Here is a 14,934-nt window from a genome sequence, read left to right as displayed (position 1 = left end):
AACTATGTAGCGGTTTGTTTCATACCCGCTACTGAAATAAACAATAAAAAGGCTACCTGAAAACTTTCAGGTAGCCTTTCTTGCGCCAACTATTTCAACTTGGCTGATTTATCCAATAAGCCAACCGATTAAATCGACCGGGTATTTCTTTCCAGCCATTCCCTGGCCGCGCCTTGGGTGCGTGGGGCGAGTTTTTCGCGCACGAGGGCGTGGTAGTCGTTCAGCCATTGGATTTCGTCTTCGGTCATCAGGCTGCGGTCGATGAGTTTGGTGTCGATCGGGCAGAAGGTGATCGGTTCCATGCACAAATAGTTGCCGAACTGGGTTTCCTCTGGGTTTTTCACTTTGCGGGTAACCAGCAGGTTTTCAATGCGGATGCCCCATTTGCCCGGGCGGTAGAGGCCGGGCTCGTCTGAGGTGAGCATACCGGCTTTCATCACGTTTTGGCCGTTCACGGGCTTGAAGTAGGAAATAATCTGCGGGCCTTGGTGCACGTTGAGGAAGTAGCCCACGCCGTGGCCGGTACCGTGGTTGTAGTCGCGCATGGTTCGCCACATGGGGGCGCGGGTAATCACGTCGAGCAGCACGCCGCTGAGGTTTTCGGGGAAGATGGCCTGTTCGAGGGCGATGTGGGCTTTGAGCACCAGGGTGTAGTCGCGCTGTTGCTCGGGGGTGGGCTCGCCCACGCACACCATGCGGGTGATGTCGGTGGTGCCGTTGTGGTAGTGCGCGCCGGAGTCCACCAAGAGCAGGCCTTGGCCTTCGATATAGCTGAATTTTTCCTTGGTGGCGATGTAGTGCGGCAAGGAGCCGTTGGCGTTGAAACCGGCATGGGTGCCGAAGCAGAGGCCGACGAAGTTGGGCTGCTGTTGGCGGTGTTTGAGCTGCATATCGTCAATATCCAGCTCGCTGATGCGCTCACCCGCAGCCAGCTTCTGCTCGAGCTCGGCGAAGAAGCCGCACAAAGCCACGCCGTCTTGCACCATGGCTTCGATGTTGTGCTCGATTTCGGCATCGCTCTTGCAGGCTTTGAATTCGGTGCTGGGGTTGAGGCCTTCAATCAGTTTTACGCCGACGGGCAGGTTGCCGAGGGTGGATACGGCGGTACGGTCGGGGTTGATGAGGAGGCTACCTGAAAGTTTGGCCACGGCTTTGCCCACGTCGGCATAGGGGGCAACGGCCACATGGGCGTCGGCCAATACTTTTTTGCTGTCGGCATCGAGCTTGGTCTCGTCCACAAACAGGGTGGCTTCTTTGCCGCTAATCAGCAGATAAGACAGGAAGATCGGGTCGTATGGCACGTCGCTGCCGCGCAGGTTGGTAATCCAGGCGATATCGTCCAAGCCGGATACCAGGTGATGGTCTGCCCCGGCTGCCTGCATGGCTTGGCGGATGCGTTCGATTTTTTGAGCAGTGCTTTCAGGCACAAACTGGGCTTTCTGGGCGAATACGGGCTTATCGGATGCGCCGGGGCGGTCGGCCCAGATATCGTCCAGCAAATCAATGTCGTGGCGCAGGCTGATTCCGGCCTTGCCCAGCTGGCTTTCCAAATAGCGTTTTTCGCTCAGCGACAATACATCGGGGGCAATGCCGACCACGGCGCCGGATTTCAGGTTTTTAATCAGGGAATCCACATGGGGCGTGCCGGTAACGAGTTTGCCCAGCACGGTGCCGGTGCCTTTGAGGCAGTCTTCCGCGTGCTCCCAATAGCGGCCGTCCACCCACAATTCGGAAATATCGGCGGTGGTAATCAGCGTGCCGGCGGTGCCGCCGAAGCCGGTAAGCCAGTAGCGGCCTTCCCAGCGGGCTGGCAGGTATTCGGAAAGATGCGGGTCGGCGGTGGGGATGATCCAGGCGTCGATGTTTTTTGCTTTCATGGCGGCGCGTAAGGCAGCCAGGCGTTGGGCATAAGATGCAGTCATTTCGATTACTCCTTGTATAATCTGTATTTTTTTAATTTCCACTGCAACAGTAGGCGCAGCTACCCCACCGGCCTGCAACCGGGTGCAATCGGATACGGGCGGAAGTGTGGAAAATTAAGTTTGAATCGGTTGAATGAGCGTCGCTCCGAAGAAACTCCGCTCTATGATGCTTTCGCTATGTTGAAGTTGCGTTTTCAGGTAGCCTTACTTGGGAGGCTGTTGAGGCTACCTGAAAAACGCTAGGCTTTAATCTACGTCGTGCAACAGTTTGTTGAGTTTCGGCAACAGCAGCAGCAACACTACGAAGGAGCCGATACTCAGGCCGGCCAAAATTATGAAGTATTGCGTAGCGGCATCGTCCGAATAAAGTTTGTCGCCCAACACCCCGCCTAGCGTAAAGCCGAGGGAAAGGGTGAGGAAGTTGAACGCAACCATTTGGGTTTTAAACGCTTTGGGCGCAACTTTGGTGGCAAACGAGAGGGAAATCGGCGAGAGCAGCAGCTCGGAGACGGTAATCACCAGCAACAGTAGCATCAAGACGAAAATCGGCATCGGCGTACCGGAGGAAAGGAAGGGCACAAAGCCTAAGTAGCCCAAGCCCAACACCAGCATAGCCAAAGTGAATTTCATTTGGGATGTGGGCTGGCGTTTGCCCATTTTGGTCCACAAAGCGGCCATCACACTAGCCAGCACAATCACCACCAAGCTCTGATAAGTAACCAACCAAGCCACCGGCACGGTGAAGCTGCCGAAAGTACGGTTTACGGTCTTATCGAAATACAGGGTTACAGAACTATACACTTGGGAATAAATCGCCCAGAATACGCACATGGCAAGAAACAGCGGCACATAAGCGATGATGTGACGTCTGTCGGCCTCGGTGGCCTGCTTATCCTTCATCATCATCACAAAATAGCCGATACTGATGCAGCTTACCACGCCCAGCAGAATGCTGGAGAAGTTGTCTAGGCGCAGGATATTGGCTGCTATCAGGCCGCCGATAACGGCTAAGATAGCCACAGCCACACCGATGGCTTTGCCACGCTGCTCTTTGGGCAGTGGGTTGGGCAGCGACAAATCCGGCAGCTTGCTTTTGCCTTTGATAAAGAGTGTCAAACCAATGGCAATACCCACCACCGCACCGGCAAATGCCATGCGGAAGCCCATATTGGATTGCAGGTAACCCGCCACCAGCGAGCCGCAGAAACTGCCGGTATTGATACCGGTATAGAAAATAGAGAAACCGGCATCGCGCAAATCACGGGTGGATTCGTCTTCATACAGCGAGCCAACCAAGGTGCTACAAGCGGATTTCACACCGCCGCTGCCCAAGGCAATAAACGGCAAGCCAGCCAAACTGCCTACACCGGTAATCATCACCAACAGGATATGCCCAACCAGCATGGTGGCAACTGCAAAGAACAAAGTATTTTTAGGCCCAATCACGCGGTCGGCCAACCAACCGCCGATAATGGTGGAAAGATAGATACTGCCGTTATAGGCACCCACAATGCCCACCGCCAGCGCCTCCGGCATCGCCAAGCCGCCTTGGCTCAATTGATGGGACAAATAAATTACCAGAATGGCCTGCATGCTGTAGAACGAGAAACGTTCCCACAGCTCAACTTGGAACAATGTTCCCAGCTGATGCGGATGGCCGAAGAATTTTTTCTCGGTCGACGTATTCATGTTAACGCCCTTACATTACTTATATTAATCAATACAGCAACATTCATCCAAATCATCTGTGCGGCACGGGGCTTTTGGCCATACTACTCCAGCATATCAAATCATCTTTATTGCAAACCAGCCCCATGCCTCACTCAACGACCTTGCAAATTGTTGCCGTTTCGGGAACCTGCCCGAAGGCAGATTCCCGGGTCGCTCTTAAATACAAAGCTAGCTGATACATTAATCCACATCGTGCAGCAGGCGTTTGAGCATCGGCATCATTACGAACAGCACTACGGCAGAACCAATACCCATACCGGCCAGCATGATGTAGTAGCTGGTGGCCGTCTCGGCAGTATAGAGTTTGTCACCCAGCACCCCCCCCAAGGTAAAGCCCAAAGACAAGCTTAGGAAGTTGAACGATACCATCTGAGTTTTAAACGCCTCAGGTGCAACTTTGGTGGCAAAGGAGAGGGAAATCGGCGAGAGCAGCAGCTCGGCCACGGTCAGCAGCACCAGCACCACCATCAGCACAAAGATAGGCATCGGGGTACCAGTAGACAGGAAGGGAATGAAAGCCAGGTAGCCTACACCAGCCACCAATGCGGCCAAGGCGAATTTCATCTGGGATGAAGGTTGGCGTTTACCCATTTTGGTCCACAAAGCAGCCATGGCACTGGCCAGTACGATAACGCTCAAGCTCTGGAAAGTAACCAACCAAGCAATCGGTACTTCGAAATCACCGAACTTACGCGGCACGGTTTCTTCAAAATACACGGTTACCACGCTATACATCTGCAAATACATCGCCCAGAACAAACACATCACCACGAACAGGGGAACATAGGCAATCAGGTGGCGTTTATCGGCCTCGGTGGAGTTCTTATCGCCGAACATCACGAAGAAATAGCCAACGCTGATCACGCATACCAAGCCCAACATCACGCTGGAGAAATTGCTCAAATTCACCAAACCTGAGCCAATTGCACCGCCAATCACAGCAAAAATAGCCGCCACGATACCAATCACTTTGCCTCGTTGCTCTTTAGGCAGAGGATTAGGAATCGGCGTTTCCGGCAATTTGCTGCGACCTTGCAACAGGGTAATCAAACAGAGCACCATACCCCCCATGGCAGCGGCAAAAGCCACACGGAAACCGTATTTAGGCTGCAGATAACCCACCAGCAGCGTACCAATAAAGATACCTACGTTGATGGCAGTATAGAAAATAGAGAAGCCGGCATCGCGCAGCTCACGTTCGGATTCATCTTCATAGAGCGAACCCACCATGGCGCTGGCCGTGGCCTTGAAACTACCGCTACCCAAAGAGATGAATGGCAAGCCAACCAAGCTGGCATAGCCGGGCAGCAATACGAGGAGGACGGTACCGCCAAGCATCACAACGGTGGCCAACAACAGGGTATTTTTGGTGCCAAGCACGCGGTCGGCCAGCCAACCGCCCACGATGGTAGTCAAATAAATACTACCGCCGTACACACCCACAAGGCCTGCGGCAAGCGATTGCTCCATGCCCAAGCCACCGCCTTGAGAGGCCTTGTAATATAGATAAATCATCAAGAGGGATTGCCCGCCATAGAAGGCAAAGCGCTCCCACATCTCGATATAGAACAGCGTACCCAGCTGTCGCGGGTGGCCGAAGAATCTTTTTCCGGTCGACGTAGTCATCATAGCGTCCTCTTTAAATAGGGTTCACTTGAAATCCGGCCAACCCGCCGAGTTACCTGGCGTTACAGCACTGGAACATTTGCCTTACAACATGAAAATGCCAGTGTCGGTATTCGTTGAATCGGCCATACTCTGTACAACGGCCACTTGCCGTTGCCGTTACAGTACCGCCGTCGGGTGATAAAGCTGCCGCCGAGCGGCACATGTTTTGACGTCCCAGTTGGGCAATGCAGCACAATTGCTGCACCAACCAGGAAAAATTGTTAGTGCAATCTTAATCTTCGCAATAATATTCGTCAAGAAACATTAATTTTCTTCGTTGATGCAAGTCAAAACGCCACAAGAATCAGCATATCATTATTGTTTTCACACAGATAATTTTGCCACACAGAAAAATTATCTTTTATTAGATCATATATTTACATTAATCATATCTATACATAAACCCTCTGCCAACGGCGTCGGCGGTATACACTCGCTTGAAAATATTTGTAAATATAAAGAGACCTTTGCAAAAATCCCCCTCCACCCAACAGCCGAAGCCCAAACCCAGGCTTCCGGCTGTTTTTTGTTCCCAATCTCCTTTTTTTCTCCCCGGATACCTGATAATCGGGCATCCGAGCCTCCTTTTAGGCGGCAACAGGCATACTTAGCCTGTTAGCCGCTTTCAACAGGTTTAAACACATTGCCTTCAGATGGCTTTGCGCACTCACTTTAATCAGTCCGAAATAGGCTGCCCGGGCGTAGCGGAATTTACGGTGCAGCGTACCGAAGCTTTGTTCGACCACATAACGGGTCTTCGACAAATATCGGTTACGTTTGGTTTGCGCTTCCGTCAGAGGACGGTTGCGGTGGGCTTTGCGCATAATGCCGTCCGGCAACCGATGCTCTTTCAGGTGTTGCCGGTTTTCCGCACTGTCGTAGCCTTTGTCGGCATAGACGGTTGTGTCTTTGGCTATTCCTTCCAGCAAAGGCAACAGGTGGTTGCACTCATGGGTATTGGCGGGGGTGATGTGCAGTTTCTCGATATAGCCTTCCTCATCGGTACGGGTATGTTGTTTGTAACCGAGTTTGTAGAGGCCGTTTTTCTTTGTCCAACGGGCATCTTTATCTTTACTCGGTGTGGTTTGGCCGCTGACTTGTCCTTCTTCATCGACTTCTATGGCCTGACGCTGTTTGCTGCCGGCGGTCTGAATAATGGTGGCGTCAATGACGGCGGCGGATGCCTTCTCTACTTTTAGGTTTTTCTCGGCCAGTTGGCGGTTGATCAGTTCCAGCAATTCGGACAGGGTGTCGTCTTGCGCCAGCCAGTTGCGGTAGCGGCATAAGGTGCTGTAATCGGGGATGCTCAGTTCGTCAAAACGGCAAAACAGGTTGAAGTCGATGCGGGTGATGAGGCTGTGTTCGAGTTCGGGATCGGAGAGGCTGTGCCATTGTCCGAGCAGGACGGCTTTGAACATGGATAGCAGGGGATAGGCGGGACGGCCGCGGTGGTCTCGGACGTAACGGGTTCTTTGACGATTCAGGTATTGCTCGATCGGTTGCCAATCAATCACCTGATCCAACTTCAATAGTGGGAAGCGGTCGATGTGTTTGGCAATCATGGCTTGGGCGGTTTGCTGGAAGAAGGTGCTCATGAGAAATCCCCTAAATGTCTTGGTGGGAATTTAGGGGATTTTGGGGGATTTTGCAAAGGTCTCATAAAATGATGAAAAACCCCCGAGCTCGGCTAAAAACAAGATAAAAAGGCATAAATATCCCTTTGCTGCAATCATGTATTAAACCGTTGGATAACTTAAGCAATGTCGTGCATCAATGTATGAAGGCTACCTGAAATTTTCAGGTAGCCTTGCCATATAATCGGTAACACTCTAACGAGCCTCCTCTTCATCACCGTAATACTTCACCCCGATTTTAATCGGCGGCCGCCCTTGTGATTTGCGGTGGGCGTTGGAATCGCGCAGGGAATAGGCACAGCCGCAGTATTCCTGCTGGTAGAAGTGCTCGCGCTTGCTGATTTCTATCATGCGCGCGCTGCCGCCTCCTTTGCGCCAGTTGAAATCCCAATACACCAAGCCGGGATACTGTTCGGCGGCACGGCGGCCGCAATCGTTGATTTGGTTCATGTTTTTCCAGCGGGAAATGCCGAGGCTGCTGGTGAACACGGGAAAGCCGTTTTCGTGGGCATATTGGGCGGCTTTTTCAAAGCGCATGTCGAAACACATGGTGCAGCGGATGCCGCGCTCGGGCTCGAATTCCATGCCTTTGGCTTTTTCAAACCATTCTTTGCGGTCGTTTTCGTAGTCGTCATCCTTATCGATGAAAGGAATGCCGAATTTGTCGGCAAAGCGCATGTTTTCCTCTTTGCGCAGCAGGTATTCTTTGAGCGGGTGGATGTTGGGGTTGTAGAAATAGATGGTGTAGTCGATGCCGGAAGCAAGCAGGGCTTCCATCACTTCGCCGCTGCACGGGGCGCAACAGGAATGAAGCAAGACTTTATTTTGCCCGCCCGGCGGAACAAGCACAGGGCGGCTGATGGGGCTGACTTCAAGAGTGTGGTTCATGGTTTTTCCATAATTGGGTTTGGGCAGGATTTTAACACCAAACGCAGCAGGGCTGCGGGCTGAAGAAGACGGGGAAGCTTTTTCAGGTAGCCTTTCCCGAATACAAAGAGGCTACCTGAAACTGTGGGGCTATAGTGGATTAACAAAAATCAGGACAAGGCGACGAGCCGCAGACAGTACACACGTTACGGCAAGGCGGGACAACGCTGTACTGGTTTTTGTTAATTCACTATACAACTTTTCAGGTAGCCTTCACACCGAAACACCGGCCAAACAAAACCCCGCTTGGCAGCGGGGTTTGTCATCAAAACCGTCCGGCTTATTTGCCTGCGGCGGTTACCGTGGCCACGGCCAGGTTGGCGCCACGGCGCAGGGCGGTGCTTTCCACGCCTTCCGGATATTGGATGTCGGACAGGTGCAATACATCGCCGGCCACGATTTTTTCGCAATCCAAAACCAGTTCGGACGGGATGTGTTTCGGGTCCAGCAGCACTTCCACGCTGGTGCTCAGCAGAGCCACGCGGCTGTTTTGCAGTTTGACAGCCTGAGATTTCTCGGCATTAACCACATGCAGCGGCAGGCGGATTTTGATCGGTTTGCCGGCTTCCACGATTTGGAAGTCGATGTGGCGCACTTCGCGGCGAACGGGGTGCATCTGGAAGTCGCGCACAATCACGTCGTGCTCTTTGCCGTTCAGCGCCAGTTTGATGATGGCGGTGTGGAACTCTTCTTTCTGCAGGGCGAAGAATACGGTTTTGTGGTCAACGGAAACAGCAGTGGCGTCAGAGCCGGCGCCGTAAACTACGGCAGGCACACGGCCTTCGCGGCGCAGGCGGCGGCTCGCACCAGTACCTTGCTCTTCGCGCACTTGGGCTTCGATTTTGAAAGACATGGTAAAACTCCATTTAAGTTAAAAAAGCCGTCTGCCGGGCTGCGACCAACCCTGACGGCGAGGGATTACGGGAGGAACAATGCTCCCGGGGATGCCACATCCTCGTTGAAGAGGTATGAGACAGATTCTTCGTTGCTGATGCGGCGCATGGTTTCGGCCAGCAAGCCGGCAATCGTAACCTGGCGGATACGGTCGCAGTTGCGGGCGGCATCAGACAGGGCGATGGTGTCGGTAACCACCACTTGGTCGATATCAGACGATGCGATGCGGCTCACGGCTTCGCCGGAGAACACGGGGTGGGTGGCATAAGCCAGCACGCGTTCCGCACCGCGCTCCTTCAAGGCGGAAGCGGCTTTGCACAAGGTGTTGGCGGTGTCGATCATGTCATCCACAATCAGGCAGGTACGGCCTTGGATATCGCCGATGATGTTCATCACCTCGGCCACGTTGGCTTTGGGGCGGCGTTTGTCGATAATCGCCAAATCGGTGTTCAGCACTTTGGCCACGGCACGGGCGCGCACCACGCCGCCGATGTCGGGGCTGACTACGGTGAGGTTTTCGATGCGTTGTTGCAGGATGTCATGAATCAGAATCGGGGTGGCATAGATATTATCCACCGGAATATCGAAAAAGCCTTGGATTTGGTCGGCATGCAAATCCACAGTCAAAACGCGGTTGATGCCGGCGGTGGCGAGCATATTGGCCACCAGCTTGGCGGAAATCGGCACGCGTACGGAGCGCGGGCGGCGGTCTTGGCGGGCATAGCCGAAATAGGGGATGGCGGCGGTGATGCGGCCGGCGGAAGCGCGTTTGAGCGCGTCGGCCACAGTAAGCAGCTCCATCAGATTATCGTTGGTAGGGGCGCAGGTGGACTGCAAAATAAACACGTCGCGGCCGCGCACGTTTTCCAAGAGTTCTACGGCAACTTCACCGTCGGAGAACTTGCCTACGGAGGCGCGCCCCAAGGAAATACCGAGGTGTTTTACCACGTTCTCAGCCAAGCCGACACTGGCGTTGCCGGCGAATACCATTAAACTTTCGTATGCCATTTCTTCATTACCTGTGTTGTTTGCGGTCTCGCCGCCGACTGTGGGAAACATTGCCGCTCCCTCGCATTTGGGTTTGACTGGCTTGCAAACGGCGGATTATACGCCTAGCGCGGGCAAAACCAAAGTGCTGTTTGTGTGGAATATCCACCAATTTTGTCGGCTTGATATCAGGGCTAGGCAACAAATACCTGTGTCTGGTTTATCCCGACCCCAAATTAAGCAATCAAAATTGAATAAACGCGTTTCTATGGCAAGAAAATTCCTGTCGCTCTAGTTTCCATGCTGATTTTGTTTTGGCGAAACGCGCTACGCTTATTTTCAGGTAGCCTGTTGCGCCGCATGACGCAACGATAAAAATAAAAGCATGTACTGGTACATGCTTTTGTAAGGTGGCTGGGGATGTAGGATTCGAACCTACGCATGCCGGAATCAAAATCCGGTGCCTTAACCAGCTTGGCGAATCCCCAAAATGTATTGTTTATGAATCTGGCTGGGGATGTAGGATTCGAACCTACGCATGTCGGATTCAGAATCCGATGCCTTAACCAACTTGGCGAATCCCCAGTACAAACCTGCTGTTAAGGCAGGCGATTCAGGAAAGGCGCGAATTATGCGTTTTTTTCGGCATATTGTCAAGCATGTTTGATATTTTCGTTATTTTCCAAGACATCTTGCAAAGGATGCCGATCTAAACCGCGCGCACACCAGGCGGCCAGGTTTTCAGGTAGCCTGCCATAGATATACTCGGCTTCGCCTTGCGTGGCGCAGGCGATAAACAGACAGGCGCCGGAGCCGGTCAGCTGCGGCATGCCGTAATCTTGCAACAGACGGAAGGCGGCGGCTACGGGCGGATATTCGGCCAGCACCACGGCCTGCATATCGTTGCGGAAAGGTTGCAGTTGCGTGAAACCGGGTTGCGTGCAGGGCGTGCTGTTGCGGGTGAGATCGGGGTGGGCGAAGATTTTCGGCGTGGCCACATGCGCATCGGGGCGCACCACCACATACCATTGTTCCGGCAAGGCCAGCGGGCTCAGGATTTCGCCGATACCTTGCACAAAAGCGCTTTGGCCGAACAGGAAAAACGGCACGTCCGCGCCCAACTTCAGGCCGAGCGCCCGCAGCGTTTCGGACGGCACGGCGGTATGCCACAAATGATTGAGGGCAAGCAGCACGGTGGCGGCATCCGAGCTGCCGCCGCCCAGCCCGCCGCCACTGGGAATATGTTTATCCAGCCAGATTTCCACGCCGTTAGGGCTACCTGAAAACTGTTGCAGCAGGCGGGCGGCGCGATGGCTCAAATCTTGTTCGAACGGAATGCCGCCGGCGGGGTTGTGCAGGATGATTTGCCCGTCTTCGCGCGGCAGCAGCCATATTGTGTCGCACAAATCAATCAGGCAGAAGATGCTTTCGAGCAGGTGGTAGCCGTCGGCGCGGCGGCCGATGATGCGCAGATCGAGATTGAGCTTGGCCGGGGCGGGAAAGGCAAGGGCGGCGGGGTGCGGCTGCATCATACGGCCTGCCCGGCATGATCTGCGCAGCTGCCGGGGCGCTGCTCCGGTTGGCCGAAGCGGTCGAACACCAGGCGCAGGCTCAAGCCGGTGCGTTCCAGCAGCAACATGCGCACTTGGCCGTCTTCACCCAAATTGCGTTGGATTTTCCAGCCCATTTGCTGCAGGCGGCCGTCGGGCAATACGCTGTAGGGCTCGCTGGGCACGCGCAGGCCGTTGGCCCAGCGGTCAATATAGGCCACGGGCAGGTCGTAGCCGAGCAGCTGGCGGCTGAGTTCGGCGGTGGTGGCGGCGCGGTAAACTTGGCCGTCGGACGCCACCGCCTGCACTCCGCCGCTGTCTTGGCACAATCGGCCCACGCTGTTGCCCAACGGGGTTTTCACATCAAACAGCTGCACGGCGGCAGTGCGCAGCCAATCGAAATTGGCATAGCTGCCGCGTTCGTTTTCCTTCACGCCCATGCGGCCGGAGGCTTCAAACTCGGGCGTGGCGGCATCGTCACGCCAGCTTTCGGCAGACATTTGCGTGCCAAGGCTGGTACAGGCGGCGAGCAGAAGGGTGGCGAAGATGGGGAGGAGGCGGTGTCGGATCATGGGCTTTCGTATTCTGAATGGATGGCAAGAGCGGCCGGATGGATATGAAAATTTTCAGGCAGCCTCAAGCCGAGGAGAGGCTACCTGAAAATCAATCGGCCAACGGAATGGCCGTTATCCCTATCTGGCAACGGGCGGATTTTAGCACGGCATCAGCAGCTTGGGCGGGCGGATTATCAAGCCCGCCCCACGAAATCGGCTGCCGTCGGCAACGTTGCAGGTTACCTGAAAGCAAAGCGTCAACGAAGCCGGAAATACGTTCGCCCTATTTTCAGGTAGCCTTAGCTGTGGCAGCAGAGCGGATATATAGCGAATGGGAAAGAGAAGAAAACCTGGCGGAACAACGCCATTGATTCCCGCATCATCAAACCCGCCTCCCCGGCATTTCAGGCAGCCCCAACCAAGCCCGCTCCATAATCGGCAGGCACACAAAAGGCTACCTGAAATCTGCAAACCATTTCAGGTAGCCTTGATCACACTACGCCAGCCCTGTGCGCAATTTCGCCCAAGGCTGGCAGATGGGCAGGATTAGCCGTGCAGGGCGCGTTTGTCGGCGGCCAGGGCGGCTTCGTGCACCACTTCCGACAGGGTCGGGTGGGCGTGGACTATGCGGGCGATGTCTTCGCTGCTGGCGCAGAATTCCATGCCCACCACGCCTTCGCTAATCAGCTCGCTCACCATCGGGCCGATCATGTGCACGCCCAAGATACGGTCGGTTTTGGCATCGGCCAACACTTTAACCGTGCCTTTGGCTTTGCCCAAGCCCATGGCGCGGCCGTTGGCGGCAAAGCCGGACGTGCCTTTTTTGTAGTCCACGCCTTCGGCTTTGAGCTGCTCTTCGGTTTTGCCCACCCAGGCGATTTCGGGGTCGGTGTAGATGACCCACGGGATGGTGTTGAAATCGAGGTGCGGCTTCTGGCCGGCGATGCGTTCGGCCACAGCCACGCCTTCGTCGCTGGCTTTGTGTGCCAGCATCGGGCCGCGCACCACGTCGCCGATGGCCCATACGTTGGGCAGGTTGGTGCGGCATTCGCCGTCCACCACGATGAAGCCGCGCTCGTCTTTCTGCAGGCCGACCGCTTCGGCATTCAGGCCGTGGGTGTTGGGCACGCGGCCGATGGCCACGATGAGCTTGTCGAACTCGGCAGTTTGCGCTTCGCCTTTGGCGTTGCTGTATTCCACCACCACTTTGCTGCCGCTGGTGATTTTGTTCAGTTTCACGCCCAGCTGGATATCGAGCCCCTGCTCGCGGGTGAAGTATTTGAACGCTTCTTTGGCAATCTGCTGGTCGGCAGCGCCGAGGAACACGGGGGAGGCTTCCAAAATGGTAACTTCCGCGCCCACGCGTTTCCACACCGAGCCCATTTCCAAACCGATGACGCCTGCGCCGATAACGCCGAGCTTGGCCGGCACTTGGGTCAGATTCAACGCGCCTTCGTTATCCAGCACGTTCACGTTGTCGATGTCCACCAAGGGCAGCGCGCGCGGGGTGGAGCCGGTGGCCACGATGATGTGCTTGCCTTCAACCGTGGTTTTTGCGCCTTTGTCGTCCACTTCCAGCTGCCAGAAATCGCCGTTTTTGCCCACGAAGGAGGCCGTGCCGAACAGGCTGGTTACTTTGTTTTTCTGAAACAGGAATTTAATCCCACCGGTGAGCTTGGTGACGATGGCGTCTTTGCGCTCGATCATTTTGGCGGCGTCAAACTGCACATTGCCCACGGTGATGCCGTGTTCGGCAAAGTCGTGCTGTGCGGCATGGAAATGCTCGGACGATTGCAATAGGGCTTTGGAAGGGATGCAGCCCACGTTTAGGCAGGTGCCACCCAAAGCGGGGGCATCACCGGCCTTGTTCACGCCGGCATCGATACAGGCGGTTTTGAAACCCAGCTGTGCGGCGCGGATGGCGGCAACATAACCGCCGGGGCCGGCGCCGATTACCACTACGTCGAATTGAGACATTTGAAGCTCCTTTATGTGTGAAAAGCGGGGGTGGGGAAAGAATCAGCCGCTTAGCATGGGAACGTTGGCATCACTCCGTGTTAAGCGGCTGCAAGGTCATAAGATTATTTAGGTACGGAAGCGGATTGCCCGCCACCGTCCTTCAAGGCTCCGTGTCGATTTGCATATTCCTGCAGATCGGTCATGGCCGCCTGCACAGCTTCCAAATCCGCCCGAACGGCAGGCAGTTCGGTAGGTTTGCCTTGTTTGTCCCAGGCGGACATCACAGGATCTCCTTCACCATTCGCATTATGGATGGCACTGAATAGGATGCTGCCGCTGCCCGGGTAGTAGGTGCTGAGGATAACGTGCTGGTTGTCGGCAGCAGGGCGTACCCACATCATCGGTTTGCCGTCGTTATAGAAAAACACCACTTCACCATCTAAATCAGACTCGCTGTCGCGGCCTTGGATAACCAGGCGGCCGTTACGGTACATGCCCTGCCAGCCGTCCAGTTTGCCTTGAGTGAATTTACCGGCGGAAGATATCGCGCCGTCTTCCTCCTTCCACACCACCAGGCTGTCGTTCATATCGGTGGAGAAATTTTTCGGATCGCCACCTTTGGAGATGATGGCGGGCAGAATCTGCGGTTTGCCGCTGTCTTGGTAGAAGTCCTGCACCACTAGGCGGCCGTCGGGCATGGTACCCAACACTTCGCGATAGTAGCCGCCGGGGCTGGGTTTGTCGGCGGGTTTGGAATCTTTGTCGAAATAAATCACCTGCTTCTCGGCAGCGGGCTGATAGCCTTCCACGGCCTTGGCGGCAGCCGCTTCAAGCCCTGTTGCATCGACAGGCAGGGCCATAGCAGGCGCCTGTTGGCCTTCGGCTTGACCGGCAACTGGGCTGGAAGCAGCCGGTGGTGCAGACGCTGCATTGTTTTGGCTATTGTTTTGATTGGGATTACAGGCGGCCAGTAATAGGGCCGCAGCCACGGTGGCGAAGAGTTTGTTCATAGAGTTCCCCATAGGAATTAGTGAGTATCCGCGCGATTGGCAGACTGATGCAATTCTATAGCCAAACCCATTATTTTTCCATACGGGATGCTGCCCGC

12 protein-coding genes and 2 tRNA genes are annotated in these 14,934 nt (G+C 54.9%); 1 reads left to right on the top strand and 13 read right to left on the bottom strand.

The annotated features are described in order from the left end of the window. Positions 1 to 128: 128 nt before the first annotated feature. Positions 129 to 1,922, bottom strand: coding sequence for an aminopeptidase P family protein (locus tag ELB75_RS01790; protein WP_126982488.1), 1,794 nt, complete (start codon positions 1,920 to 1,922; stop codon positions 129 to 131). Positions 1,923 to 2,042: 120 nt separating this feature from the next. Here ELB75_RS01790 and ELB75_RS12980 point away from each other — a divergent pair, with 120 nt between their 5' ends. Next, positions 2,043 to 2,165, top strand: a complete 123-nt coding sequence (locus ELB75_RS12980; RefSeq protein WP_277600825.1) for a hypothetical protein — start codon at positions 2,043 to 2,045, stop codon at positions 2,163 to 2,165. A 3-nt stretch (positions 2,166 to 2,168) separates the two neighbouring features. Here the strand turns inward: ELB75_RS12980 and ELB75_RS01785 are convergent, their stop codons facing one another. From ELB75_RS01785 to ELB75_RS01730, 12 genes are all read right to left on the bottom strand, one after another. Further along, positions 2,169 to 3,611: a peptide MFS transporter gene (locus ELB75_RS01785; protein WP_126982487.1), complete on the bottom strand. Its 1,443-nt coding sequence runs from the start codon at positions 3,609 to 3,611 to the stop codon at positions 2,169 to 2,171. A 222-nt stretch (positions 3,612 to 3,833) separates the two neighbouring features. Beyond that, positions 3,834 to 5,279 carry a peptide MFS transporter gene (locus ELB75_RS01780; RefSeq protein WP_126984174.1) on the bottom strand — a complete coding sequence of 482 codons (1,446 nt, stop codon included), beginning with the start codon at positions 5,277 to 5,279 and terminating at the stop codon, positions 3,834 to 3,836. Positions 5,280 to 5,908: 629 nt separating this feature from the next. Continuing rightward, entirely contained in the window at positions 5,909 to 6,916 is a 1,008-nt protein-coding gene (locus ELB75_RS01775; protein WP_126982486.1) for an IS5 family transposase, read from the bottom strand. A 234-nt stretch (positions 6,917 to 7,150) separates the two neighbouring features. Beyond that, a complete protein-coding gene (locus tag ELB75_RS01770) occupies positions 7,151 to 7,843 on the bottom strand; it encodes an epoxyqueuosine reductase QueH (RefSeq protein WP_126982485.1) in 693 nt (230 codons plus the stop codon). Between the two features lie 319 nt (positions 7,844 to 8,162). Then, the gene (locus ELB75_RS01765; RefSeq protein ID WP_126982484.1) at positions 8,163 to 8,735 is read right to left on the bottom strand and encodes a 50S ribosomal protein L25/general stress protein Ctc; all 573 of its coding nucleotides are present in this window, start codon (positions 8,733 to 8,735) and stop codon (positions 8,163 to 8,165) included. Between the two features lie 65 nt (positions 8,736 to 8,800). Continuing rightward, positions 8,801 to 9,784, bottom strand: a complete 984-nt coding sequence (locus ELB75_RS01760; protein ID WP_126982483.1) for a ribose-phosphate pyrophosphokinase — start codon at positions 9,782 to 9,784, stop codon at positions 8,801 to 8,803. A gap of 390 nt (positions 9,785 to 10,174) precedes the next feature. Then, positions 10,175 to 10,251 (bottom strand) — tRNA-Gln (locus ELB75_RS01755). 20 nt (positions 10,252 to 10,271) lie between these two features. Continuing rightward, a tRNA-Gln gene (locus tag ELB75_RS01750) sits at positions 10,272 to 10,348 on the bottom strand. Between the two features lie 68 nt (positions 10,349 to 10,416). Next, positions 10,417 to 11,295, bottom strand: coding sequence for a 4-(cytidine 5'-diphospho)-2-C-methyl-D-erythritol kinase (gene ispE / locus ELB75_RS01745; RefSeq protein WP_206501477.1), 879 nt, complete (start codon positions 11,293 to 11,295; stop codon positions 10,417 to 10,419). Beyond that, positions 11,292 to 11,885 carry an outer membrane lipoprotein LolB gene (locus tag ELB75_RS01740; RefSeq protein ID WP_126982482.1) on the bottom strand — a complete coding sequence of 198 codons (594 nt, stop codon included), beginning with the start codon at positions 11,883 to 11,885 and terminating at the stop codon, positions 11,292 to 11,294. Before ELB75_RS01740 ends, ispE begins: the two co-directional genes overlap by 4 nt. A gap of 528 nt (positions 11,886 to 12,413) precedes the next feature. Further along, a complete protein-coding gene (lpdA, locus tag ELB75_RS01735) occupies positions 12,414 to 13,844 on the bottom strand; it encodes a dihydrolipoyl dehydrogenase (RefSeq protein WP_126982481.1) in 1,431 nt (476 codons plus the stop codon). A gap of 104 nt (positions 13,845 to 13,948) precedes the next feature. Further along, positions 13,949 to 14,836: a toxin-antitoxin system YwqK family antitoxin gene (locus ELB75_RS01730; protein WP_126982480.1), complete on the bottom strand. Its 888-nt coding sequence runs from the start codon at positions 14,834 to 14,836 to the stop codon at positions 13,949 to 13,951. Positions 14,837 to 14,934: the final 98 nt, after the last annotated feature.

This window comes from Eikenella corrodens, from assembly GCF_003990355.1.
Lineage (GTDB): Bacteria > Pseudomonadota > Gammaproteobacteria > Burkholderiales > Neisseriaceae > Eikenella > Eikenella corrodens_B.
The sequence above is the reverse complement of the archived record's forward strand: the minus strand, read 5'-3'. Positions and strand labels throughout refer to the sequence as shown.

Bases quoted from the DNA above. Each gene is read 5' to 3' on its own strand.
- ELB75_RS01780 (WP_126984174.1), bottom strand. From the start codon at position 5,279: ATGACTACGTCGACCGGAAAAAGATTCTTCGGCCACCCGCGACAGCTG.
- ELB75_RS01785 (WP_126982487.1), bottom strand. From the start codon at position 3,611: ATGAATACGTCGACCGAGAAAAAATTCTTCGGCCATCCGCATCAGCTG.
- ELB75_RS01770 (WP_126982485.1), bottom strand. From the start codon at position 7,843: ATGAACCACACTCTTGAAGTCAGCCCCATCAGCCGCCCTGTGCTTGTT.
- ispE (WP_206501477.1), bottom strand. From the start codon at position 11,295: ATGATGCAGCCGCACCCCGCCGCCCTTGCCTTTCCCGCCCCGGCCAAG.
- ELB75_RS01765 (WP_126982484.1), bottom strand. From the start codon at position 8,735: ATGTCTTTCAAAATCGAAGCCCAAGTGCGCGAAGAGCAAGGTACTGGT.
- ELB75_RS01790 (WP_126982488.1), bottom strand. From the start codon at position 1,922: ATGACTGCATCTTATGCCCAACGCCTGGCTGCCTTACGCGCCGCCATG.
- ELB75_RS01730 (WP_126982480.1), bottom strand. From the start codon at position 14,836: ATGAACAAACTCTTCGCCACCGTGGCTGCGGCCCTATTACTGGCCGCC.
- ELB75_RS01740 (WP_126982482.1), bottom strand. From the start codon at position 11,885: ATGATCCGACACCGCCTCCTCCCCATCTTCGCCACCCTTCTGCTCGCC.
- lpdA (WP_126982481.1), bottom strand. From the start codon at position 13,844: ATGTCTCAATTCGACGTAGTGGTAATCGGCGCCGGCCCCGGCGGTTAT.
- ELB75_RS01775 (WP_126982486.1), bottom strand. From the start codon at position 6,916: ATGAGCACCTTCTTCCAGCAAACCGCCCAAGCCATGATTGCCAAACAC.
- ELB75_RS01760 (WP_126982483.1), bottom strand. From the start codon at position 9,784: ATGGCATACGAAAGTTTAATGGTATTCGCCGGCAACGCCAGTGTCGGC.